Genomic DNA, 22,294 nt, shown 5'->3' on the forward strand with positions numbered 1-22,294 from the left:
ACATTTTTTTCCTTTTTATTATTTTCAAAAGACGTAGATCGTACTTGCCCCCTCAGTTTAAGAAAGACTTAAAAGGATTCTCTATTAGAATAATTCCAGAATGACTCTTCCTAAAGGATTCGGTTCTGGCGGCGCTGGTGGATCATCAAGTGCCGATGTAGAACGAATGATTGGAAAACGCGTTGAAAACATGACTGGTATGATTACAATTTCATTCTGGGCAGCATGGTTAGCAACTTTTGGTGGTACTGCAGCAGGATATTTCTATTATCCATGGGCATATCCAACCCCAAGTGGCCACTTTGCATTCATCGTATTGACAATCATTGAGGCAATAGGTTACATCTTCTGTGTTAAAGTCATGGAAGAAGGTTCCAACAAAAATAGTAATGGTATCGTTGGCGGCAGCGTAGCTGCAGTTACAGCAGGTACAATCTTCATATCACTATTCGTTGGTAACTAGAAGGAAAACCCTTCAGACACTTCTTTTTCATTTTCATTTTAACTTAGAAATAACGATCTTCATCACACTCTAAAATTTTATATACTGACCGTTTCTTCACCTTGATATGGTCTGGTTAAGACGATGTACACACTACTTATTCATAGTAGTTGTTGCAGTTAACTCTACACTGTTAACAATTAATGCAGGAGACTACATCTTCTACACTGACTGGGCTTGGACTTCGTACACGGTATTCTCAATATCGCAAACGTTGATGCTTATTGTAGGTGCTACTTATTACCTAACATTTACAGGCGTTCCAGGCACAGCAACGTACTACGCTCTGATTATGACAGTATACACATGGGTAGCAAAAGGTGCATGGTTTGCACTTGGATATCCATATGACTTCATTGTGACTCCAGTTTGGTTGCCATCAGCAATGCTGTTGGACTTAGTTTACTGGGCTACAAAGAAGAACAAGCACTCCTTGATACTGTTTGGCGGCGTACTGGTAGGAATGTCTTTACCATTGTTCAACATGGTAAACCTGATAACAGTAGCAGACCCACTTGAAACGGCATTCAAATATCCAAGACCAACATTGCCACCATACATGACACCGATAGAACCCCAAGTTGGTAAGTTCTATAACAGCCCAGTGGCTCTAGGTGCAGGTGCAGGTGCAGTATTGGCATGTACATTTGCAGCGTTGGGTTGTAAATTGAATACATGGACTTACAGATGGATGGCCGCTTGGTCAAAGTGGGACTAAACACCCAACCTCTTCCTTTTCATTTTCTTAATTCCTCTAATGATTTTCCGATCATTATTTTTGAAAATTAAAAAAATAAAAAATTAGGCATCCTTAGGAATAAAAAATGAGAATTATGAATATGTTTTTTGAATTATTTTTGCAATTTGCGATCAGAATTTTGTTGTAATATTTTTTGTATTACAAGATCAGACTTAAATGAAATTAATCTTTTCATACTATAGGGTATGAGGGGCATAGTTTTGCCAATATTGTTTGGAATTATTGCTTTAGGATTAACTGGAATTACTGGAGATGCATTTGCAGAACACAAGGCAAATCATGCACCTGAGGGAGGATGGCAAGATGCAGTTGCATCTATGCAAACACAGATTGATTCTTTCTTTGATGTGTTTATTGATATCTCACTACTGAATCAAGAGATTGCAGATAGGCAAGCAGGTGATGCTAGTTTACAAGAACAGATTGACTCGTTTCTTGATTCTTTCATTAATGCTGAGGAACTACTAGCTGAGCAACAAGCAAGAGATGCAGCTGATCAAGCACTACAAGATGCCTTGGATGCAGAAACAGCAGCCAGACTTGCTGAAGATACTCAACTTCAATCAGATCTAGCTTCTGAAGCTGATGCAAGAGCAGCAGCTGATCAACTTTTGGATACACTATTTGATTCAAAACTAGTATCACTTGGTGGTGATATTGATTCAGAAGAGGCAAGAGCAATAGCAGCAGAACAAGAACTTCTTAGAGCACTTGAACAAGAGATTGCTGACAGAATAGCAGCTGATACTCCATTACAACAAAAAACTCATGATAACATGATGGATATTGTTGATAACTCGGCAAGAATTGACTCTTTCTTTGATGTCTTTGTAGAGGTGGCAGAACTAGATACAGAAACTGCAGATAGAATAGCAGCTGATCAAGCACTACAGAGAGCACTAGAAGATGCTATTAATCAAGAAATTGCAGCAAGACAAGCAGCTGATGCAGAACTTGCAGCAGCTTTGCAAGCAGAAATTGATGCACATACAACAGCTGATAGTGACTTGAGTTCCTCAAATGAGATTCAGACATTATCACTTTCTGGACAAACTCTAGAAATTAGTGGAGGGAATTCAGTTGAGATACCTATTGTTACAGGATCTACCGGAACTAGTGAAGGATCTGGAGAAATTCAAGTTGGAGGAGGAACACCAACTCCATATGTGTTTGATCTTTCTAGATATGTAATCGAATCTGGTCCTAGCTTGGTGGGACAGGTTATTCCTATTCCACGTGAGATTACTGATAACTTCTGTAAAGATGTAGATGGTTGTCGTCTAACAATTGCCATGATTAACTGGGACAATCAAGGTTCGGTAGCTACGCGTGACGAATTCCTCTTTATCTCCGAAACGAACAACCTTTGGAGATTTTCTAACAACGATGTAAATGGCTTAGACGATAACAGTTCCACCCAAGATTGGAACGTCTGGGATTGCCATTTTACGGATGCGGAATCCTCCATTGGATTTAATAACAACCGCATTGACAATATGCCTGGCTTCGGTCTGTTAAATGTGAAGGGTGGTTCATACAGTGACACGTTGACTACATGTCGCATTATCATTCAGGATTGAAATAGCAAATAGATTTACTCAATTTATCGATGTATGTTCAGTTCCCTTTTGACTTTTGATGTATTTGTAATCAAAACATAATGTGTCCTTTTTTCTTTTTAATTTTTTAAATTTGCTTAATTTACAAAATTTGTATTTAACCTATTGCCTACCTAGCAAAAAGTTAGCCCAAGATCAACTTTTTTTGTTTACCTCACAATTAACAAATTCTGTAATACATATCATTGAAACAGCAGTACAGCCAAGTCTCGCATTCCATTCCAAAGCCCTTTGTAAAGTGGGCAGGAGGCAAACGACAACTTATCCCGATTCTAAATGAGAATTTGCCAAAATCCTTTGGAACCTACTATGAGCCATTTCTGGGAGGAGGTGCCTTACTATTTCATATTCTAACTGAGAGAAATGGGCAAAAGTGCAGCATCTCTGATCTCAACTCTGATCTGGTTTTAGCATATACTACAATTAGAAATAGAATTGATGAACTAATTTCATCTCTCAAATCCCATGAAAGAAATTATCAAAAAGATTCAAAATCATACTTTTACTCGGTTAGGGAGAGCTCCCCTAGAAGCGAGATTGAAAAGACAGCTAGATTAATCTTTCTTAATAGAACTTGCTTTAATGGTCTGTACCGAGTAAACAGCAAAGGCAAATTCAATGTCCCTCTAGGAAAATACACAAATCCAAATATTGTCAATGAGGATAACCTCCGTTCTGTAAGTGCGATTTTACAATCAAGTAATGTCTCAATAAAATGCCGTGATTTTGAATCGGTTCTAAGGGATGCAAAAAAAGGTGACCTTGTATACTTTGATCCTCCATATCAGCCAGTTAGCAGCACTGCCAATTTTACAAGCTATACAAACAAGGATTTCACATCTGATGATTTGGAAAGATTGGCAGACCTTTGCATGAAATTAGATTCAAAGGGATGCAAGGTTCTACTGTCTAATTCTGATTCAAAAGAGGTTTCAGATATGTTCAAATCCAAAACTTGGAAAATTCAAAAGATTCAGGCAAATCGCTCAATTAACTCTAATTCAAAAAAGCGAACTGGTCACTTTGAATTACTGATTAAAAATTATTGAAAGCTTCGAACGGGATCTGAACCCGCGACCTTTACATTACCAATGTAACGCTCTACCAGGCTGAGCTATCGAAGCACAAATTTTCCCTGTAGAAAATCCTTATAATTCTTCATTCTTCTGCAAATTACTCTAAACTGTTAAATTTCACACAAATTTCTACACTTTTGGAGGAGTAATCAAGCCTGGCCAAAGTAAGCACTTTGTGCTTTTGGACATGCAGGACTTAAGATCAAATAATGGGTGATCCTGTCTCTCAGGAGTTCGTGGGTTCAAATCCCACCTCCTCCACTGCTCTTTATTTTGGATGCTTTATTCCTCTGGCATTGAGGACTTCGTAAACATCTGGCAGTGAGAAAACAAAGCCAATATGAACACAGTCTTTTTCATCACAGAGCTGACAGAACAATTCTCCTTTCTGTACTGCAACTTCTGCAATTCTATTTTTGATATTATCCTTTAGTATTACTCTGTCATCATCAACTGAGATCTTTTCAATCTTTGGAGCATATCTTGCAAAGGTCTTGTCCTTTTGCATCATCTCCTCTAACATGTAAGTTACATAACCTGAAAAACTGTTGACTCCTTTCATCTGAAGGTCGTCTTTGCTCTTTTGATAAACTTCATGGAATTTATCATAGACACTTTCTGAAACTGTGATTGATTTGAATCCGGCTTTTGGCAATTTACTTTTCCTTACCGTACTTTAAGGTACCGAAGTATATAATGTTTTATCTCAAAGATGAGATATGATTATCTATTATCCTTAAGGTATGTTAATTCATAATTGATAATAATCAAAATACTGTAATACTGAAAATTTCTCAATATATTATTGCAAAAATCCGTAGCCATTGCTTTAGGTGTCAGCATATCTCTTGGTATAGTGCTCACATTTCTGATTAGATATTTTGCAGGTTATGACTTGCTTCCCTGAATCAAGTCTTAATGCTCAAAGCCTTGAGGATTCTTCTCTAAACCGATGAGTATTTTTTAAGATTATTGGTGTGGTTTGAATCTGCAATAATGAAATCCTTTATTTTATTTTCCTGTCCGCTAATATACAGGTCAACACATTTTTGGGAACAAAATTTATTTTTTCCATTTTTTAGCAACACACTGCAAAATTCACATAAAATATCCATACCCATCCATATTGAAATTATTCTGTACTTAAAGAAAGACTGAATTTCTCATTACTGGGAATTTCTAAAATTAGTCTTTATACAATACCTGTATCAAAACAGACTATGGCCAGAGGATACTCAACTGAGGATATAAGACAAAAACTGATCTCATTATTGCAGGACGCAGTATCTGGAATGTCTGGTGTTGAGATCTCTGAAAAAATTGGAGTAAATAGAATTACCATGTCCAAATACCTCAAAGTCTTTGCAGCCGAAGGATTATTGCGCCAAAAAAATATTGGAAATCTTACGTTATGGTTTTTAGAACCAGGTCAGGAATCATTTAATTTCCCAGATGATTATTTTAAAGTCCAGCCCCAGTATGCTGATTATCTAGTTAAAGGAACAGAAGACCAAGTCTTCTCACTGATTCGTAATTGTTTGAATTCGGGTGGAACAGTAAATAGATTAATCTTGGAAGTTATTTTGCCTGCAATTGATTCTGTACAGAAATTATATGATGATGGAAAGATTGGAACAGCAGAACGCAATCTTCTTAGAACAACAATATCCAAATCCATTCAAATTTTTAATCAACAATCTATAGTTTCAGATCCACAAAAAAATGTGGTGCTGATTTCAGCTGATTCACATAGTAGTCTGCTCTCTGAAGCAGTTTCTGCTGCATATCATTCTGATGGGTGGAGAGTTTCCAATTTGGGTGACATGTCTTCTGCAATCGATGTATTGTTTGATCTTGATTTTCAAAAACTTGTAGGAAAAATATGGAAACAAAAACCTGGAATTCTAATTGTAGTTGTATTCTCAAAAACAAGTGAGGGGCTGAACTTTTTTGTTGATTCCATTACTCCTATAAAAAATAAATCAGGCAAAAAAATGAAACTGGCACTTTGTGGCAAAGTATCAAAGAAAACCAAAATTGAATCAGACTTGATATCTGAAAAAATTGATGATATTTTGCAGTGGTCTCAGACAGTATATGAAAATTCTAAATAATGAAAAATGGGCCCGATGTGATTCGAACACATGACCTTTCGATTATCAGTCGAACGCTCCAGCCAAGCTGAGCTACGAGCCCACGAACCAATCTCTTGGCAGGACTCATTTAAGTTTAATTTTCTTTCCACTTGATAGAGCAGCCAATTGATGGGTCAAAATCTTTTTCAATTTTTTCACCTGACAATAATTTCTGCATATTGTTGATCATTGTCTTTTCTGTGGCTACATCGTCTGGCTTCATTGCATTGTCAATTCTTCCATGAAAAACTAACTTTTTCTCACTATTGAATAAGAATGGGTCTGGAGTACACATTGCACCATATCTCTTGGCAATCTCCTGTGTTTCATCAACCAAATAATCAAAACCGAATCCTTTCTCTTTTGCAGTCTGCTTCATTGCCTCAAAACTGTCTTCAGGATAATCAGTAGAGTCATTGCTGTTTATTCCAATAATTGCAATCTCCTTTCCAAATTTTTCATATAACTCATTTAGTGAATCAACTTTTGCCTTGACATAGGGGCAGTGATTACACATGAAAATAATCAATATTCCCTTGTAGTTAGAATAGTCATTTAGAGAGTGTTTTTTGTCATCAATTCCTAGTAATTCAAAATCAGGAGCTGTATCGCCTGCTTTTAGCTTGACTTGTGATTCTAATAGTACCATAAAAAAAATCTCTTCTTTTCAAATAAAATTCTTGCCAAGAAGACAACAATTAAAATCCACACAATAACCATCACTCTCGTGGGCCGGTAGTATAGCCTGGTAGTATACCCGCCTTGCACGCGGGGGGTCACGGATTCAAATTCCGTCCGGTCCACTTTACCTACAACGATCAGCGATGAATTTCAGACTGCTGGATGGATTTAAATAGGATAAGTTTTGGTTTTCTTTTATGACAAGCGCAGTAGATGGATGGCCTGTATGGATTCCACTCATTGTTGGTTTAGCTCCCGGTTTGATATACTGGTTAGCAATTACAGCAAAGAGAAAATAGAACTAATCTATTTTTAATCTCTTTTTATTATATCTAATTTCTAGTGTCAACTGGGTTAAACGTTGTTACCTTTCTTGTTCACTATATGATATACTATACAAAATTAATCTCCAATTTGGAAGATATTCAGATGCAAAAAATTATTTTTAGTATATTTTTGATTGTACTGTTAATTCCATTTACTCAAAGTTTTTCACAAGAATATTACGATAATGCACCAACATTATCAGTAGCACTAACTAATCAATCTCCTTTTGTTTATCAGGATGCTGAAGGATATACTGTAGTAGTTGGAATGGTGGAGAATCGTGATTCCTTATCAGCAGTTGATAATGTTAGAATTCAAGTAAAATTCTATGATGATTTAGATCCTTCCCCAATCGAAGTCTCAACTGGTGGAACTATTCTTGAAACAATTCCACCAAATGGAAAATCTCCATACTCAATTCGTTCAACATCTCCCAATTCGGAGATAACACAGGCATCTGTCACTTTGTTGGGATTTGATTCTTCAGAAGGAAAACAAAAGGGACTCTCAGTATATTCTACTGATGTTTTTTATGATACATCATTACGCCTATCTGGGGTTTTAAAGAATGGTGGGGCACCAAATGCCAACACAAATGTCTATGCCGTTTTTTATGATGGTTTTGAGCCACCAAGATATTTGCAGGTCTCAACTATTGAACTAGGAAACGTAGCACCAAATGCTGATGTTTCTTTTGAGCTTGATGAAAATATTGATGCAAGAGCTGTAGGATTTTTGCTATTTGCTGAATCAAATGTTTTTTATTCGGATTTTGTTGATGTGAAAATTCCACCACCCCAATCTCTTACAAAATTAGTAAAAATTTCAGATGTATCCGTTAAAGATACTTCTGGTAACAAACTTTCAGAAATTCCATTAGGTTCTACAGTAAATATTGAAAGTCAAACTTGGGTACAGTTTTCACTAAAACAAAACTCCAATGAAACTCCATACACATACTATGTTCAAATTAAAGAATCAGGAGAATCACCATATGTAGAATTTATTGGAAAATATGATGGGCGATTTATTGGAACAGGGCTTCAAACACAAACCATTGACTGGATTCCAGAAAAACCAGGATTGTTTTTCATTGAAACCTTTGTTTGGGATAGAAACAATATTCCAATTGCAGAACAGGGTCCATTTGTATTAATTATTGTAAAATAGTAAGTTTATTTTCAAAGACGTCTATAGTTTCTCATGCAGGAATTCTCTGTAGTTGCTACAGGAGGTACTTTTGATATAATTCATCGTGGACATATCACGTTACTTTCAAACTCATTTAAAATTTCTAAAAAAGTAATAATTGGATTGACAAGTGATGAATTGGCATCAAAAAAAGGCAAAGTTCCAATTAATGATTATCAAACAAGACTTGAAAATTTGAATAAATTGATTTTAAAAGAATTTCCAAATTCTTTCTATCAAATTAGTAAATTAGAAAATGACTTTGGTCCTGCAGTTTTAGAAAAAGAAGTTGAAGCCTTGGTTACTAGTGATGAAACGAGCAATCAGGGTCAAGTGCTAAACAAATTACGTGAAGAAAGAAATCTACCCCCTGTAAAAATCATATCTGTACCCATGTTTTTGGCAAAAGATGGTACAAGAATTTCTACTACGAGAATCAAAAATTCAGAAATTGATTCGGAGGGAAACCTGTTATCAATTGACAAATAGCTTGCAGAACTTTGAGTAAATGGGATAAAACAAAATTTCTTGATTGAGCCTAATGGCAATCATCAATAATATGATGAAAATAATTGATAATGATGTTAATGATCTAAAGCAGGGACTCCATCCACAAAATCTCTCTTTTTGGTACAAGAAAATTATTAGTGAAACAATTGAGATGGCACCTCCTTGGTTACAAGATAAAATTAAAGTTCATCAAGATCCTATTCTCACAATGAAATTCAATTTGGATATTTCAAAACGTGCAGTGAGATACTTTATGATTGCAGTTGATAATAATTTAGATCACATGCCATATTCTACAAAACTCTATTTTCTTAAAGTTCAAGAAGTGATGGCTACTGAAATGGATAAATCCCTAGTTTAGCATAAATTTTTTTTCTAGGCATAAATTTTAGCTCAAAGTATCTATAACCAATTAATCTAAAAATTCTTAGAAATGGAACTTTACAAATCAAAGTATTCAGATAAGAAAAAATCTCATAGAACCTCTAGAGATAATGATACTAGTCGCTCATACAGAAACTCTAGAAACGATAGAGACTCTAGATATTCCAGAAATGACAGACGAGAAGAATCTGCAACAGTAACTTGCGCTGCTTGTGGTACTGAATGTCAAGTTCCATTTGTTCCAAGAACAGATAGACCTGTTTACTGCAATGATTGTTTCAGACAAAACAAACCACAAGATTCAGCTAGTGATAGATATTCCAGAAATGACAGAAACTCTAGAAACGATAGAGACTCTAGATATTCCAGAAATGACAGACGAGAAGAATCTGCAACAGTAACTTGCGCTGCTTGTGGTACTGAATGTCAAGTTCCATTTGTTCCAAGAACAGATAGACCTGTTTACTGCAATGATTGTTTCAGACAAAACAAACCACAAGATTCAGCTAGTGATAGATATTCCAGAAATGACAGAAACTCTAGAAACGATAGAGACTCTAGATATTCCAGAAATGACAGACGAGAAGAATCTGCAACAGTAACTTGCGCTGATTGTGGTACTGAATGTCAAGTTCCATTTGTTCCAAGAACAGATAGACCTGTTTACTGCAATGATTGTTTCAGACAAAACAAATCACAAGATTCAGCTAGTGATAGATATTCCAGAAATGACAGAAACTCTAGAAACGATAGAGACTCTAGATATTCCAGAAATGACAGGGAATCAAGTAGAGACAGAACTAGTTCCAGAAAACCAAAAAATGAAAAATTCTTAAAAAAACGAGAGAGCTTTTTTGCAAATGCTTCTGATAAATTTTATGAATCTCTAAAAGAAAAATTATTTGAAATACTAGGTGGCAAAAGCTGCTCTAGTTGTGGATTTAAGGATGAGAGAGCTTTAGGAATAAGTCATATTTTTGAAGAAAATGGATTTGATGATGTCAAACGAGGCGGTGCAGCTTCCTCTTGGGGAAAATACATTTCAGAACCTGAACTTGCACGAGAAGAACTAAAGGTTCTGTGTTTAAACTGCAACCAGATCAGACAACCTGTGACAAAACCCAAAGTAGAAAAAGTAAAACCAAAACAGAAAAAGAGCAGATATTTTCCTAGGTAATCCTAGAATCATTTCTGAGAATTTATTAACACTTTAATTATAATTATTTTTGAAATATAATATGAATAGCGACTTTAAGGCTTTAGGAATTTGTCTTATTGCAATGGTTGGAATTGTGGCCATTTACACTGTATTTTCTCCATAGGTCTCACTCCTTTACTATTTCTACACTGTGTCCTGAAATCTTAGTGGAAATTAGGGTATGTTCTTTATCTAAAACTGATTGAATAAAATCTGCAAATTTTTCAACATCTTCCTGGTTTTTTAATAAAATGCTGTGAGCTGATTTATCTTTCAAAGATATTACAAGTTCATTTTTTACGATGTTTAGAATTCCTGTGATGTATGTTTCTTTTCCATCTTTGATGAATATTAAGGAGGCTAGTTTTTGAGCCTCATACTCATCATCACACTCTATAGAGATATTCATTTATTTTCAAAAAGAAATTTTTGTAATTGATCTTTTGCTTTTTCTCTTTTTTCTTGATGTACTAAAAGAAAGTCATTAATTTTTTCAATTAAAATTGCCTTTAGTTCTCCCGATAGAAGTTTTCCAGACTTGTAATCTTCATAAATTGATTTTAGTTTATTGTCATCAGGCTCAAAAAATATTCTTAGATATTGAAATGATACATCGATATCTGGATTTCCTCCAAGTTTTCTGTGTTCTTCAATATCGGGTTGACCTCCTGAAAATGCATATTTGTTAATTTTTTTCTTAACAACATTAGGTGCATCAGTAGTGTATACAGTACCGTTTTCATCAGATGCTGACATCTTTCCTCCTGGTCCTTCTAAACCTGGAATCATTATGTTGTGAATCAATGCAGGTTTTGGTTTTCCTATTTTTGGTGCAATGTCTCTTGTTAATCTAAAGTGTGGATCCTGATCCACGCCTAGAGGAATTAAAACGGGTTTGTCTTCAATAAAACAAGGGGCAGATTGCAATGATGTGTAAAAAATCATCCCTAGATTTGTTTCATTTGTAAATCCAAATGTTGCTTTAGTGTTTGAAAAATTAATTTTTTTTGCAACCTGAGCCGCAATAGGATAAAGCGTTTGAATATTTTTTGTGTTAATGATAATTTTTGTTTTTTCAGGTTTGAATCCTAGAGCAATAAAATCTAAGGCGTTTTCATATGCAAATTTTTCAGTATCTTCTAATGTTAAATCTGCTTTTGAATAAAATTTTTCATCATCAGTTAGTTGAAAATACATGTTAACGTCAAATTTTTCCTGTAACCATTTTGCAAAAACCCATGGAACTAAATGCCCTATGTGTGTATGACCTGAGGGCCCCCTGCCAGTATAGAGAAAAAATTTGTTCCCTTTTTCATAGTCATCAAGAATTCTGTTCATATCTCTGTGAGAAAAGAATATGCCTCTTCTTAGCATAAAATGGTCCTCGCCTGCAATCTTCTTGATTCTACTATTCAATTCTGGTGAAATCTTTTCAGTACCAAATTTCTTGGTCAATTTATCATAGTCGATATCTCCTTCTACATGCCAAGGAGTTACAATAAAGTCATCAACTGACATTCAATTTGACTTAGGTTAAGGTTTAAAAAGTCTTTTTCGAACTTTCACTGTTGTCGCAGGTTTTTCATGAGATTGAAAAAAAAATTATCACGTCTCTAAAAGATGTTCAAAAACAAACTCCTGAAATGCTTGAAAAATCTACGTCTCTTTTACCAGATCAAGTTAGACGTGGGATTGAATGGTTAAAACTCAAAGATCTTGCAATTGTAAACGAATCCACTTCAAGTATTCTTACTTTGGGAAAAAATGGAAAAGAATCCTTGGAAAAGGGATTGCCTGAAAGAAGATTATTAAATCTATTAAAAGATGGCCCAAAAAAAATATCTGATTTACAAAAAGAACTAGGTCCAATTTTTGGACCAGCAATGGGGTTATGCAAAAAAAATAACTGGCTTGAAAGCTCATCAGAACAAATATCATCCACTTCCGTTCCTGCAGAACTGCCTGGAGAAAAAACCCTCAAACAAATTGGAACTGAAAAACTATCAAAAGCCAAAGTAGATGCAAATGATTTGGCATCTCTTTTGAGAAGACCTGATTTTATTGTAGAGGAAGTTATCAAGAATAAAGAAATTTCATTAACTGATTCGGCCAAATCAATAGAACTCTCTGAATCAACTGGTGCAATAGATGTTGAGGCTAAAGTTCCTGAAGTTTTTGTTGCAAGAACCCATCCGTTAAAAGACACCATCGATGAAATTCGTGAAATATTCGTTACATTGGGATTCTCAGAAATTAATGGAAATATGACTCAACCAAGCTTTTGGAATTTTGATGCATTGTTCACTCCACAAGACCATCCTGCAAGAGAACTCCAAGATACTTTTTATCTTGACAAAATTTCTGCAAAAAAAATTGGAACACCTGAGCAAATTAGAAAAGTTTCAGAGTCTCATAAGAAAAATTGGAGATATCAATGGGATATCAATGAAGCAAGAAAGATGGTTCTTAGAACCCATACAACTTGTGTTACAATAAAACATCTTGCTGAAAAAAAGCCTGATGAGGCTAGAGTTTTCTCATTAGGACGTGTTTTTAGAAATGAAAAAGTCAGCTACAAGCATCTAGTAGAATTTAACCAAATAGAGGGAGTTGTAGTTGGAAAGAATGCAACATTAAGAGATTTGATGGGAATTCAACGAGAATTTTACAAAAGAATTGGTATCACAAAAATAAAATTTTGGCCAACATTTTTCCCATATACAGAACCATCTTTACAAACTATGGTATATAATGAAAGATTAGGAAAATGGGTGGAACTATTCGGAATGGGAATTTTCAGACCTGAAGTAACCAAACCCCTTGGAATAAACAAACCTGTCTTAGCTTGGGGAGGTGGAATTGAAAGAATTGCCATGCTAAAATATGGATTAGATGATGTTAGAGAATTTTACAATAACAATTTAGGCTGGTTAAGGAGTGCTACAAAATGCCAGTAGTTGAATTATCTTATTCCCGATTACAAAAATTAGTTGGCAAAGTATCAAAAAAACAAATTTCAGATTCTTTGCCTTTTCTAGGTCTTGATATCGAATCTGAAGATAAAGATCTTGTTAGAATTGAATACAGTCCTAACAGACCAGATTATTCGACTGATTTTGGAATTGCACTTGGATTGCAGGGCTTACTTGGGAAAAAAACTGGAGCAATAAAGCTAAAAATCAAAAAATCAAACAAATACCAAATTTCTGTAAAACCACAAGTATCAAAAATTCGTCCGTATGTAACTGGAATAGTAGCCAAAAATGGCAGAATTGATGATAAAACAATCAAGCAATTAATGGCAATGCAAGAAGATTTGCATTTTGGAATAGGGAGAAAACGAAAGAAATCATCAATTGGAATTCATGATTTAGATAAGATCACCTTTCCTCTAGTTTACACTACAACAAATCAAAAACACAAGTTCATTCCATTAAATTCTGAAAAGGAACTAACAATCACTGAAATTCTCTCAAATACAGATGTTGGAAAAGATTATGCAAGCATCTTGGGAAATTCCCCACACATGCCTCTAATCTTAGATGCTAATCAAAATACTGTCTCATTTCCTCCCATCATTAATGCTGCAGTAACGACTGTTACAACTAAAACAAAAAATCTGTTTGTTGAGGTGACTGGTATAAATAAAGAAGATGCTGAAGACATGCTTTCAGTTGTTGCAACTATCCTGCAAACTGCAGGCTTTTCTTTAGAATCTGTTAAAATTTCCGGTGCAAAAAATTCTTCGCCAAGATTTGAAGAAAAGAAAATGACTGTTAGTCCTTCTCTGGTTAATCAAACACTGGGGTTGGAACTTAATACTTCGAAAATTATCTCTTCTTTAAAAAAATCTCGTTTGGATGCAATATCTAAAGGAAAAAACATTGTTTGTACTGTTCCCTCATACAGATTTGATATTTTTGGAGCAATGGATTTAGTTGAAGAAGTTGCTTTAGGTTATGGAATTCAAAATCTTGAACCCACACTATCGCCATCACAAACCATTGGTCAAACAAGTCCTATCTCTGTTGCTCTCAAGTCTCTGAGCCTAATAATGACTGGACTTGGATATAATGAAGCATTGAATTCTAGTTTAACTAGCAAACGAGTTCTGTATGAAATGACAAATAGAAATACTCCAAAAATTATTTCTGTACTTGATTCAAAAAGTCAAGAGCATACAATATTACGTGATTCTATTCTTCCTGGATTATTAGAGAATTTATCAAAAAATATACATGAATCTTATCCCCAAAAATTATTTGAAACAGGAACTGTGTTTTCAATAAATAATCCAATTGATGAAGAAATTAACTTCTCAAGTGTTAGTGCACATCAAGATTCCAACTTTACTGAAATTAAATCGATTTTACAGTCTGCACTAAATACAGGTTTTAATTTAAAAATTGAAACAAAAACTGCAACTCATCCAACTTTTGAAGATGGACGTTGTGCAGATGTTATTCTAAATGGTAAATCCATTGGAATTATTGGGGAAATAAACTCAAAAATTATTGAAAACTACAAAATCCGTGTACCTGTTGTGGCTTTTGAAATTTCACTTTCTGAATCCATTCTGAAATCTCTTTAGAAAAGAAGCAATCAATAATAAAATCCCTAATCCTAAAAAAACCAATCCGACGTAATATTCTATTGTAAGTCTTTGATGAATTTGCTTGGAGTTCTCATCAAGTAAATTGTAAGTTGGAAGATCCATATTTTCAAAAAACTGAATCTGTGGATAATCAAAAATTATAATCAATGAACCTAAAATCAAAACTACAATTCCTATAAAAAATAAAGTGACGTTTTTTATTTCCACATTATTTCATTTTCAATACAAGATTTAATTTTAGTTCTAAAATTGATTTTATAAATTCAAAATGACCACGATGGTTTTTAGTAGAAGTAAATTCTACAATTAAACGCCCAAGAGCAGGCACGCAGACGGATTAGGATGAGTCGATCGTAATGATACCTGTGATTTCTAATTCACCCAGGCGTGCTACATTATGGGCAACCCCGGTTAGAAAACCCAAGGAGGTTTTGGCTAAAATACCAATGATCTTGTGCGAGTCAGAACCGGGGAACATTTTTCATTTTTAGATAAACATTAAACATCCATTTCAAAAACAAAATATGAAATGGTAAATTATTGGCTAGCAAAACAAGAACCAAGTGGCCCTAGAGGATATAATTTTGAAAAACTAAAGAAAGAAAAATCAACGGTATGGGATGGTGTTCATAACAATTTAGCATTAAAGCATATGAGGGAAATGAAACCTGGTGATCTTGCACTATTTTATCATACGGGAGATGAACGACAAGCTGTAGGAATTATGCAAATTACTTCAAAGCCTTATCCAAATCCTAAAGAAGAAAATCCTAGATTCATTGTTGTTGATGTAAAATACAAAAAAACTTTGAAACGTCCCGTAACTCTAGATGAAATGAAAAAAGATAAAAAATTCAAAGATTGGGAATTAATTAAAATATCTAGATTGTCAGTAATGCCTGTTCCAAAGCCGATTTGGGATGCAATTTTAAAGATTTCTCAAACCTAACTAAAATCGGTTTATTGATATAGTCGAATTATCTAATTATTTTATGGCAACAGCTTATGTTTTAATAAACTGTGAACTAGGTTCAGAAGAAGCTATCATTCAGCAACTAAAGGGCTTAGAAGGTGTTAAGGAAGTTCATGGAACTTTTGGCGCATACGATATTTTGGCCAAGATCGAATCTGACACTGTTGAAAAACTTAGAGAAACAATTACTTGGAAAATAAGAAAAATTGAAAAGATTCGTTCAACTCTGACCCTGATGGGTATTGAAGGCCAAACATAAACACCCTTTTTTCTTAAAATGATTTTACACTTTATTTTTGTTGTAAAAGAAGAAGATCTTGATAAAAGGAAATTTGAGTTTGAATATATCCAAAAAATGAGCCAATTTTACAAGGTTTGGATTAAAGAAAAATCTGGATTAGAATATGAAATTCAATGCGATGAATTAGTCACACAACCTAGAAGTATATTGCAACGTCTTGATACACATACTCTAGTTCGTGATCATGAACAGAGAGGAAAAGAAATTTACCATTTCTACCTAACTCATTTCAAACCATTGTGGACAGATTGCACATGTGAAGGATATCATGCTGAAAATTTCGGTCTTGCTTTTTGGCAACAACCTAAAGAAGAAAATGATACATTATTTCTTGCAGAAAAAAATTGTACTACTGTATCTCATGAGATACTTCATGAACTATTACGAATTTTAGGACATAAAAAATATGTTCAAGAAGTTCATGACATATGGACAAAGCATTTCTATGAACAATTAGAATTTGAGCAATACGGTGAAGATTTCAAAAAAACAGATGACAAACCAATGTTTCTAACTATGAATACTTCTCAATTGAATTTATAATTTCTTAGCACTTTGTTACAGAATAAATATTATTTTCAAAATTTGCAGTTTTAAAATCTAGTTTGTTTTCAGGATCGTTGGGTCTTGATTTACTCAATGTTTCAAGTTCAACTAAAGCATCTCCTCTAAACCCTACTGATGAACCATAAATTGCATCAGTTAACATGGTTCCATGTTCTCCTCTCTTAATATCATCTACCATTTCGTAGAATCTTGCAGTTTCTTTTTTGTTAACTGGATTTCCTGTTGCTTTGTTGTATGCTACAGAAATGTACATTCCATTATTTTTTACTGCAACTGGAATTTTGTGATTTTTACCAGATAGACCCGGAATTGTTTCATTAACCAAAACTTCACATTTATGATACATACTAGAAACATAAGCATAGAATCTGTACTGTGCATATTTTCCTGCACTATCTTCTTCACAACCAACAAAGACTTTGTGTAAAAGTTCTAGAGCATCGTCATTCATACTTTGTAACCTGTCATCAATTCGTCCCCTCTCTAGAAGTTCAGATTTACATTCTTTGGCAATCAAAACTAAAATGAAATCTGGCAAATTGTAATTTTTTAGTGCTGCAACAAATGCTCCAGCTTGTGACATGCCAAATTTTGGAAAACCCTTATTGACCATGTTCACACCTCATTTTTGAAAATTTGCTACTCCCCAACAGTAAATTAAGAAGCTGCTTTTCGCTTATAATTGTTAAGAATTTTCATGCCTGTGAAAACAATTTTAGATATTTTTGTAATTGCAAATATAAATTCGGGATGAATTTATTGCTCATATGGAAATTGATTCCACCCCAGAACTAGTTTCAAGTGTATATCTAAAATTAAAAGACAATATCAAAAAATACAGATCAACTGTAGGAAGACCACTTACACTAACTGAGAAAATTCTTGCAGGTCATTTTAACAAGATAGATGAAAAAAAATTCGAAGGTGGAAAAGATTATGTTTTTCTCAAACCTGACAGAGTGGCTCTACAAGATGTAACTGGTCAAATGGTAATGCTTCAATTTATGCAAGCCGGACTAGAAAAAACATCTTTGCCAACTACTGTTCATTGTGATCATCTCATTAGAGCTGAAGTTCAAGGAGATATAGATATGAAAGTTTCACTTGATGAAAACAGTGAAGTATTCAAATTCTTACAATCTGCATCTGCAAAATATGGTTGTGGATTTTGGAAGCCAGGAGCAGGAATTATTCATCAAGTGGTTTTAGAAAATTATGCTTTCCCTGGAGGATTAATGATTGGTACTGATTCACATACTCCAAATGCTGGCGGATTAGGAATGATTGCAATAGGTGTAGGTGGTCTTGATGCTGCTGAAACAATGGCTGGATTACCATGGGAATTACTTTTTCCTAAAAAAATTGGAGTTAAATTAACTGGCGCACTAAATGGATGGACTGCACCAAAAGATATCATACTAAAAGTTGCAGAAGAATTAACAGTATCTGGTGGTACTAATGCAATTGTTGAATACTTTGGTCCTGGTACTAAATCAATTAGTTGTACAGGTAAAGCAACCATTACTAATATGGGAGCTGAAATTGGTGCAACATGTTCGATTTTTCCATATGATGAAAGAATGGAAACATATCTAAAATATACAAACAGAGCTGACATTGCTGAATTAGCTAATCAAAATAAAGATTCACTTATTGCAGATCCTGAAATTGAAAATAATCCAGAAAACTTTTTTGATAGAGTAATTGAAATTGATCTCTCAACATTAGAGCCACATATTGTTGGACCACACACTCCAGATTTGGCAAGAAGTATTTCTGAACTATCTGATGATGTAACTTCTAATGATTATGTGGATCCAATCTCTGTTGCATTAATTGGAAGTTGCACAAATTCATCGTATGAGGACATGTCAAGAGCTGCAAGTATTGCTGAACAAGCAAGAGTAAAAGGAATTAAATCTAAAATTCCTTTACTAGTTACTCCTGGTTCTGAACAAATTAGAGGAACAATAGAGCGTGATGGTCAAATGGATTCCCTAAAAGAGATTGGTGCTACAGTATTAGCAAATGCATGTGGCCCATGTATTGGTCAATGGAATAGACCTGAATTAGAAAAAGATCAAAAAAATACTATAGTTACAACCTTTAATCGAAACTTCCCTGGCAGAAATGATGGTCATCGAAATACACTAAACTTTATTGGAAGTCCTGAAATGATCATTGCTTTATCATTAGGTGGAAGACTATCTTTTAATCCATTAAAAGATGAATTAACTGCTGCAGATGGTACAAAGTTTAAGCTAGAACCACCAAAACCAGCACCTGAAGTTCCAAAAGAAGGATTCATGAGACCTGAAGGGATTTTTGTTGCCCCTCCAGAGAATTCTAAAGATGTTGAAGTAATAATTGATCCTAATAGCAAACGACTGCAAAGGTTAGAGCCATTTCCTGCATGGAGTGGAAAAGATTTCGAAGAATTACCAATAATGGTAAAGGCAAAGGGAAAATGTACAACTGATCATATTTCTCCTGCAGGTGCCTGGTTATCCCTAAGAGGTCACTTGGATAATCTAAGTGATAACATGCTTTTGGGTGCAGTTAATGCATTCAATGATGAAGTGGGAGTTGGCAAAAATATTCTTAATAACCAACAAGAACCATTTGCAAAAATTGCTCGTCAATACAAAGAAAAACAAATGAACTGGGTGATTATTGGTGATAACAATTACGGGGAAGGTAGTAGTAGAGAACATGCTGCAATGACACCAAGATATTTGGGATGTGTTGCAGTAATTACAAAAAGTCTAGCTAGAATTCATGAAACAAATTTGAAAAAACAAGGAATTTTGGCATTGACTTTTGACAATCCTTCTGATTATGATAAAATTTTAGAAGATGATAAAATCAGTTTAATTGAACTTGATAATCTAGCACCACACAAGCAAGTTAGATGTGTAATTACACATAGTGATGGAAATAAAGAAGAGATTCTGCTAAACCATTCCTATAATGAAGCACAAATTGCGTGGTTCAAAGCTGGCTCAGCACTTAATGTTTTAAGAAATAATCCGTAAAAATTTCAACGTGGGGCCGACCGGAATCGAACCGGCGACCTACGGGTCACTACAGCTCCAAACTTACATCATCCGTGAGTCAGTTTAGCTTAGTTTACCTCTGGAGCCCTTAGCGGTGATCTAATCGTAGACACTGTCGCCCTACCAGGCTAGGCTACGACCCCACAATCAAGAATGAAATAGACTTGAATTTTAAGTTATTTTAACCAAGATTTATTTGCATAATCAACGATTTCTCATTGTAAATCAATCATGGTGAAAAAATTTTACTTACTTTTAGGTGCAATTCCTGTAATTGTTGCACTTTTACTTTCTGTACCATTACTAACTAAAAATGAAATTCCTATTTCTGCAGCTAATTCATTTGATAAAATTGAAATCGAATACACAAAGCATCAATTAAAAAAAATTTCTTATGGAGTTACTGAAAGAGTTGGATCTCAAAAAACTGAAATTCTTTTAATTAAAAATGATGGTGATGTAAAATATTCTGTAACTGATCAAGGATATCCAAAACCTGACATTCGTTCCAAAATAGATGAAGTAACCTTAAACAAATTAAAAGCATTGATTAAAGAAACTGGCTTTATTTCAATTCCATCTGAATCTTTTGTAGTTTTTGATAACGCAACTGAATATCAAAAATCTAATGTCAAAGTTACTCTTAATGGTCGTGCAAACCAAATCCATTGGCCTGAACAAAATGTCACATCAAATTTTATTCCTCCAATAATTACTATGGTTGAATCTGAACTAGATCAAATTATATCTAAAATTAGTGAATAGGTACAAATAGGCTGAAGTGAAAATTAGAGTATGCTACCTTTATCTGGTGAACGTAATGATGCTAAAGGAATAATATCTGAAAAAGTAGATTTTAATGATGTAATTCGTGGCTCCTCTACTCTTAAACGTGGATTTGCCCATATGCTAAAAAATGGAGTTGTAATGGATGTCACAAATGTTGAGCAAGCACAAATAGCTGAGGAGGCAGGTGCAGTTTCAGTTATGGTTTTAGACAAGCTTCCATCTGAAGTAAGAAAAGCAGGTGGTGTTGCACGAACAGCAAGTATTAGAATCATTGAAGACATTATGGACTCTGTAACTATTCCTGTAATGGCAAAGTGTAGAATTGGTCATGTCAATGAAGCATTAGTTCTTCAAGAAACTGATGTGGATATGATTGATGAATCTGAAGTATTAACTCCTGCAGATGAATCTCATCATATTTGGAAATGGGATTTTACAACACCTTTTGTTAATGGTGCAAGATCGTTATCTGAAGCATTAAGAAGAATTGAAGAAGGTGCTGCAATGATTAGAACAAAAGGAGAACCTGGAACAGGAAATGTTGCAGAAGCAGTAACCCATATCAAAAAAGTAAATGATGAACTTAGAACTATAAAGTCAATTTATGACTCTGGTGATAATCAAGATCTTGTTAGAATGGCAAGAGAATTCAAAGTTTCATATGATATTGTTGAGCAAACTGCAAAACTTGGAAGATTACCAGTTGTTAATTTTGCAGCTGGTGGAATTGCCACTCCTGCAGATGCAGCATATTTGATGTCATTAGGATGCGATGGTATTTTTGTTGGTTCTGGAATTTTTAATGCTGATGATGCTAAAGAAAGAGCTAGAGCAATTGTATTGGCAACAACATTTTGGAATGAATCCGATAAAGTAAAAGAAGCTCAAAAAATGATTGATGAAAGACAATCTATGTTGGGATTAGATGTTAACACCTTAGAATTACGTATGCAAGATCGTGGTGGGACATCATGAGTATTTGTATAGGCGTTTTAGCCATACAAGGTGATGTGCAGGAAAATTTACTATCTGTAAAAAACGCACTGGATGATTTAGGTGTTGAAGGAAAAGTAATTGCTGTAAAAACACCAGATGAAATTTCAAAAATTGATGGCTTGATTATTCCTGGAGGGGAAAGTACAACAATTGGACAATTATCTTTGGTTAATGGATCATTGAAGATTCTAAAAGAAAAAATTGAGAATGGAATGCCTGTTCTAGGAATATGTGCTGGTATGGTAATGCTTTCAAAAACAGCTGATGATCGTGTAGTAGGAAAGACCAATCAGCCCTTATTGGATATCCTTGACATCAAACTTGAAAGAAATTCTTTTGGACGACAACGTGAATCATTTGAATCTGACATATCATTAGATTCCATAAATATTCCAAAATTTAACGGTGTTTTTATCCGGGCACCATCTGTTTCTGATGTTGGCTCTGATGTCGAAATTTTATCAAAACTAAATGATCGTATTGTTGCTGTAAAAAAGGGAAATGTGATTGGTACTTCTTTTCATCCTGAACTTACCACTGATACATCACTTCACAAATATTTTCTCAATCTCGTAAAATCAAAAATAAATTAAAACATATCATTACTAAGTAAT

23 protein-coding genes and 5 tRNA genes are annotated in these 22,294 nt (G+C 34.4%); 20 read left to right on the plus strand and 8 right to left on the minus strand.

The genetic code is table 11. The features are described 5' to 3' along the window. Positions 1–100 precede the first annotated feature (100 nt). The 4 genes from ACX119_RS01620 to ACX119_RS01635 all read left to right on the plus strand — a co-directional run bounded on the left by ACX119_RS01620 (position 101) and on the right by ACX119_RS01635 (position 3,930). On the plus strand, positions 101–463 hold the full coding sequence (locus ACX119_RS01620; RefSeq protein ID WP_459351416.1) for a hypothetical protein: 363 nt from the start codon (positions 101–103) through the stop codon (positions 461–463). 106 nt (positions 464–569) lie between these two features. Then, the gene (locus ACX119_RS01625; protein WP_067959013.1) at positions 570–1,220 is read left to right on the plus strand and encodes an ammonia monooxygenase family protein; all 651 of its coding nucleotides are present in this window, start codon (positions 570–572) and stop codon (positions 1,218–1,220) included. Between the two features lie 227 nt (positions 1,221–1,447). After that, positions 1,448–2,842: a hypothetical protein gene (locus ACX119_RS01630; protein WP_459351417.1), complete on the plus strand. Its 1,395-nt coding sequence runs from the start codon at positions 1,448–1,450 to the stop codon at positions 2,840–2,842. Between the two features lie 224 nt (positions 2,843–3,066). Continuing rightward, entirely contained in the window at positions 3,067–3,930 is an 864-nt protein-coding gene (locus tag ACX119_RS01635; protein ID WP_459351418.1) for a DNA adenine methylase, read from the plus strand. 1 nt (position 3,931) lies between these two features. Here ACX119_RS01635 and ACX119_RS01640 read toward each other — a convergent pair. After that, a tRNA-Thr gene (locus ACX119_RS01640) sits at positions 3,932–4,005 on the minus strand. 91 nt (positions 4,006–4,096) lie between these two features. On the opposite strand from ACX119_RS01640, the gene ACX119_RS01645 reads away from it, so the two are divergent. After that, positions 4,097–4,218: transfer RNA gene (locus ACX119_RS01645), tRNA-Leu, on the plus strand. Positions 4,219–4,225: 7 nt separating this feature from the next. Here the strand turns inward: ACX119_RS01645 and ACX119_RS01650 are convergent. Continuing rightward, positions 4,226–4,612: a hypothetical protein gene (locus tag ACX119_RS01650; protein ID WP_459351419.1), complete on the minus strand. Its 387-nt coding sequence runs from the start codon at positions 4,610–4,612 to the stop codon at positions 4,226–4,228. A 565-nt stretch (positions 4,613–5,177) separates the two neighbouring features. Between ACX119_RS01650 and ACX119_RS01655 the strand changes: the two genes are divergently transcribed. Then, positions 5,178–6,071, plus strand: a complete 894-nt coding sequence (locus tag ACX119_RS01655) for a B12-binding domain-containing protein (RefSeq protein WP_459351420.1) — start codon at positions 5,178–5,180, stop codon at positions 6,069–6,071. Between the two features lie 7 nt (positions 6,072–6,078). Here the strand turns inward: ACX119_RS01655 and ACX119_RS01660 are convergent. Both ACX119_RS01660 and ACX119_RS01665 read right to left on the minus strand, forming a co-directional pair. Then, a tRNA-Ile gene (locus ACX119_RS01660) sits at positions 6,079–6,153 on the minus strand. Between the two features lie 33 nt (positions 6,154–6,186). Continuing rightward, on the minus strand, positions 6,187–6,741 hold the full coding sequence (locus tag ACX119_RS01665) for a thioredoxin family protein (RefSeq protein ID WP_459351421.1): 555 nt from the start codon (positions 6,739–6,741) through the stop codon (positions 6,187–6,189). A gap of 80 nt (positions 6,742–6,821) precedes the next feature. Between ACX119_RS01665 and ACX119_RS01670 the strand changes: the two genes are divergently transcribed. The 5 genes from ACX119_RS01670 to ACX119_RS01690 all read left to right on the plus strand — a co-directional run bounded on the left by ACX119_RS01670 (position 6,822) and on the right by ACX119_RS01690 (position 10,362). Next, positions 6,822–6,895, plus strand: a tRNA-Ala gene (locus ACX119_RS01670). A gap of 307 nt (positions 6,896–7,202) precedes the next feature. Then, positions 7,203–8,270 carry a hypothetical protein gene (locus tag ACX119_RS01675; protein ID WP_459351422.1) on the plus strand — a complete coding sequence of 356 codons (1,068 nt, stop codon included), beginning with the start codon at positions 7,203–7,205 and terminating at the stop codon, positions 8,268–8,270. 33 nt (positions 8,271–8,303) lie between these two features. Then, entirely contained in the window at positions 8,304–8,780 is a 477-nt protein-coding gene (locus ACX119_RS01680; RefSeq protein ID WP_459351423.1) for a phosphopantetheine adenylyltransferase, read from the plus strand. Positions 8,781–8,832: 52 nt separating this feature from the next. Beyond that, positions 8,833–9,162, plus strand: coding sequence for a hypothetical protein (locus ACX119_RS01685; RefSeq protein WP_459351424.1), 330 nt, complete (start codon positions 8,833–8,835; stop codon positions 9,160–9,162). 72 nt (positions 9,163–9,234) lie between these two features. After that, complete coding sequence (locus ACX119_RS01690; RefSeq protein ID WP_459351425.1) at positions 9,235–10,362, plus strand: CxxC-x17-CxxC domain-containing protein; 1,128 nt, start codon at positions 9,235–9,237, stop codon at positions 10,360–10,362. A 148-nt stretch (positions 10,363–10,510) separates the two neighbouring features. Here the strand turns inward: ACX119_RS01690 and ACX119_RS01695 are convergent, their stop codons facing one another. Then, complete coding sequence (locus ACX119_RS01695; protein WP_459351426.1) at positions 10,511–10,792, minus strand: hypothetical protein; 282 nt, start codon at positions 10,790–10,792, stop codon at positions 10,511–10,513. Next, positions 10,789–11,901, minus strand: coding sequence for a tryptophan--tRNA ligase (locus ACX119_RS01700; RefSeq protein ID WP_459351427.1), 1,113 nt, complete (start codon positions 11,899–11,901; stop codon positions 10,789–10,791). Before ACX119_RS01700 ends, ACX119_RS01695 begins: the two co-directional genes overlap by 4 nt. 50 nt (positions 11,902–11,951) lie before the next feature. Between ACX119_RS01700 and pheS the strand changes: the two genes are divergently transcribed. The 5 genes from pheS to ACX119_RS01725 all read left to right on the plus strand — a co-directional run bounded on the left by pheS (position 11,952) and on the right by ACX119_RS01725 (position 16,815). After that, entirely contained in the window at positions 11,952–13,340 is a 1,389-nt protein-coding gene (gene pheS, locus ACX119_RS01705; protein ID WP_459351428.1) for a phenylalanine--tRNA ligase subunit alpha, read from the plus strand. Next, complete coding sequence (gene pheT / locus ACX119_RS01710) at positions 13,331–14,974, plus strand: phenylalanine--tRNA ligase subunit beta (protein WP_459351429.1); 1,644 nt, start codon at positions 13,331–13,333, stop codon at positions 14,972–14,974. The genes pheS and pheT overlap by 10 nt, the downstream gene beginning before the upstream one ends. A gap of 553 nt (positions 14,975–15,527) precedes the next feature. Beyond that, positions 15,528–15,947: an EVE domain-containing protein gene (locus tag ACX119_RS01715; RefSeq protein WP_459351430.1), complete on the plus strand. Its 420-nt coding sequence runs from the start codon at positions 15,528–15,530 to the stop codon at positions 15,945–15,947. A 43-nt stretch (positions 15,948–15,990) separates the two neighbouring features. Further along, positions 15,991–16,230, plus strand: coding sequence for an Lrp/AsnC ligand binding domain-containing protein (locus ACX119_RS01720; protein ID WP_014963852.1), 240 nt, complete (start codon positions 15,991–15,993; stop codon positions 16,228–16,230). An 18-nt stretch (positions 16,231–16,248) separates the two neighbouring features. After that, positions 16,249–16,815: a hypothetical protein gene (locus ACX119_RS01725; RefSeq protein ID WP_459351431.1), complete on the plus strand. Its 567-nt coding sequence runs from the start codon at positions 16,249–16,251 to the stop codon at positions 16,813–16,815. A gap of 4 nt (positions 16,816–16,819) precedes the next feature. Here the strand turns inward: ACX119_RS01725 and ACX119_RS01730 are convergent, their stop codons facing one another. Next, positions 16,820–17,452: a hypothetical protein gene (locus tag ACX119_RS01730; RefSeq protein WP_459351432.1), complete on the minus strand. Its 633-nt coding sequence runs from the start codon at positions 17,450–17,452 to the stop codon at positions 16,820–16,822. Positions 17,453–17,606: 154 nt separating this feature from the next. Here ACX119_RS01730 and ACX119_RS01735 point away from each other — a divergent pair, with 154 nt between their 5' ends. After that, positions 17,607–19,874 carry an aconitate hydratase gene (locus ACX119_RS01735; protein WP_459351433.1) on the plus strand — a complete coding sequence of 756 codons (2,268 nt, stop codon included), beginning with the start codon at positions 17,607–17,609 and terminating at the stop codon, positions 19,872–19,874. 11 nt (positions 19,875–19,885) lie between these two features. Here the strand turns inward: ACX119_RS01735 and ACX119_RS01740 are convergent. Continuing rightward, a tRNA-Trp gene (locus ACX119_RS01740) sits at positions 19,886–20,038 on the minus strand. A gap of 88 nt (positions 20,039–20,126) precedes the next feature. On the opposite strand from ACX119_RS01740, the gene ACX119_RS01745 reads away from it, so the two are divergent. Genes ACX119_RS01745 through pdxT form a run of 3 tightly spaced genes read left to right on the plus strand, consistent with a single transcriptional unit; the run spans position 20,127 to position 22,273 of the window. Next, on the plus strand, positions 20,127–20,660 hold the full coding sequence (locus ACX119_RS01745; protein ID WP_459351434.1) for a hypothetical protein: 534 nt from the start codon (positions 20,127–20,129) through the stop codon (positions 20,658–20,660). Positions 20,661–20,690: 30 nt separating this feature from the next. Continuing rightward, positions 20,691–21,659, plus strand: coding sequence for a pyridoxal 5'-phosphate synthase lyase subunit PdxS (gene pdxS, locus ACX119_RS01750; RefSeq protein WP_297593382.1), 969 nt, complete (start codon positions 20,691–20,693; stop codon positions 21,657–21,659). After that, positions 21,656–22,273, plus strand: coding sequence for a pyridoxal 5'-phosphate synthase glutaminase subunit PdxT (gene pdxT, locus ACX119_RS01755; RefSeq protein ID WP_459351435.1), 618 nt, complete (start codon positions 21,656–21,658; stop codon positions 22,271–22,273). Before pdxS ends, pdxT begins: the two co-directional genes overlap by 4 nt. Positions 22,274–22,294 lie beyond the last annotated feature (21 nt).

Source organism: Nitrosopumilus sp. S4, from assembly GCF_054515835.1.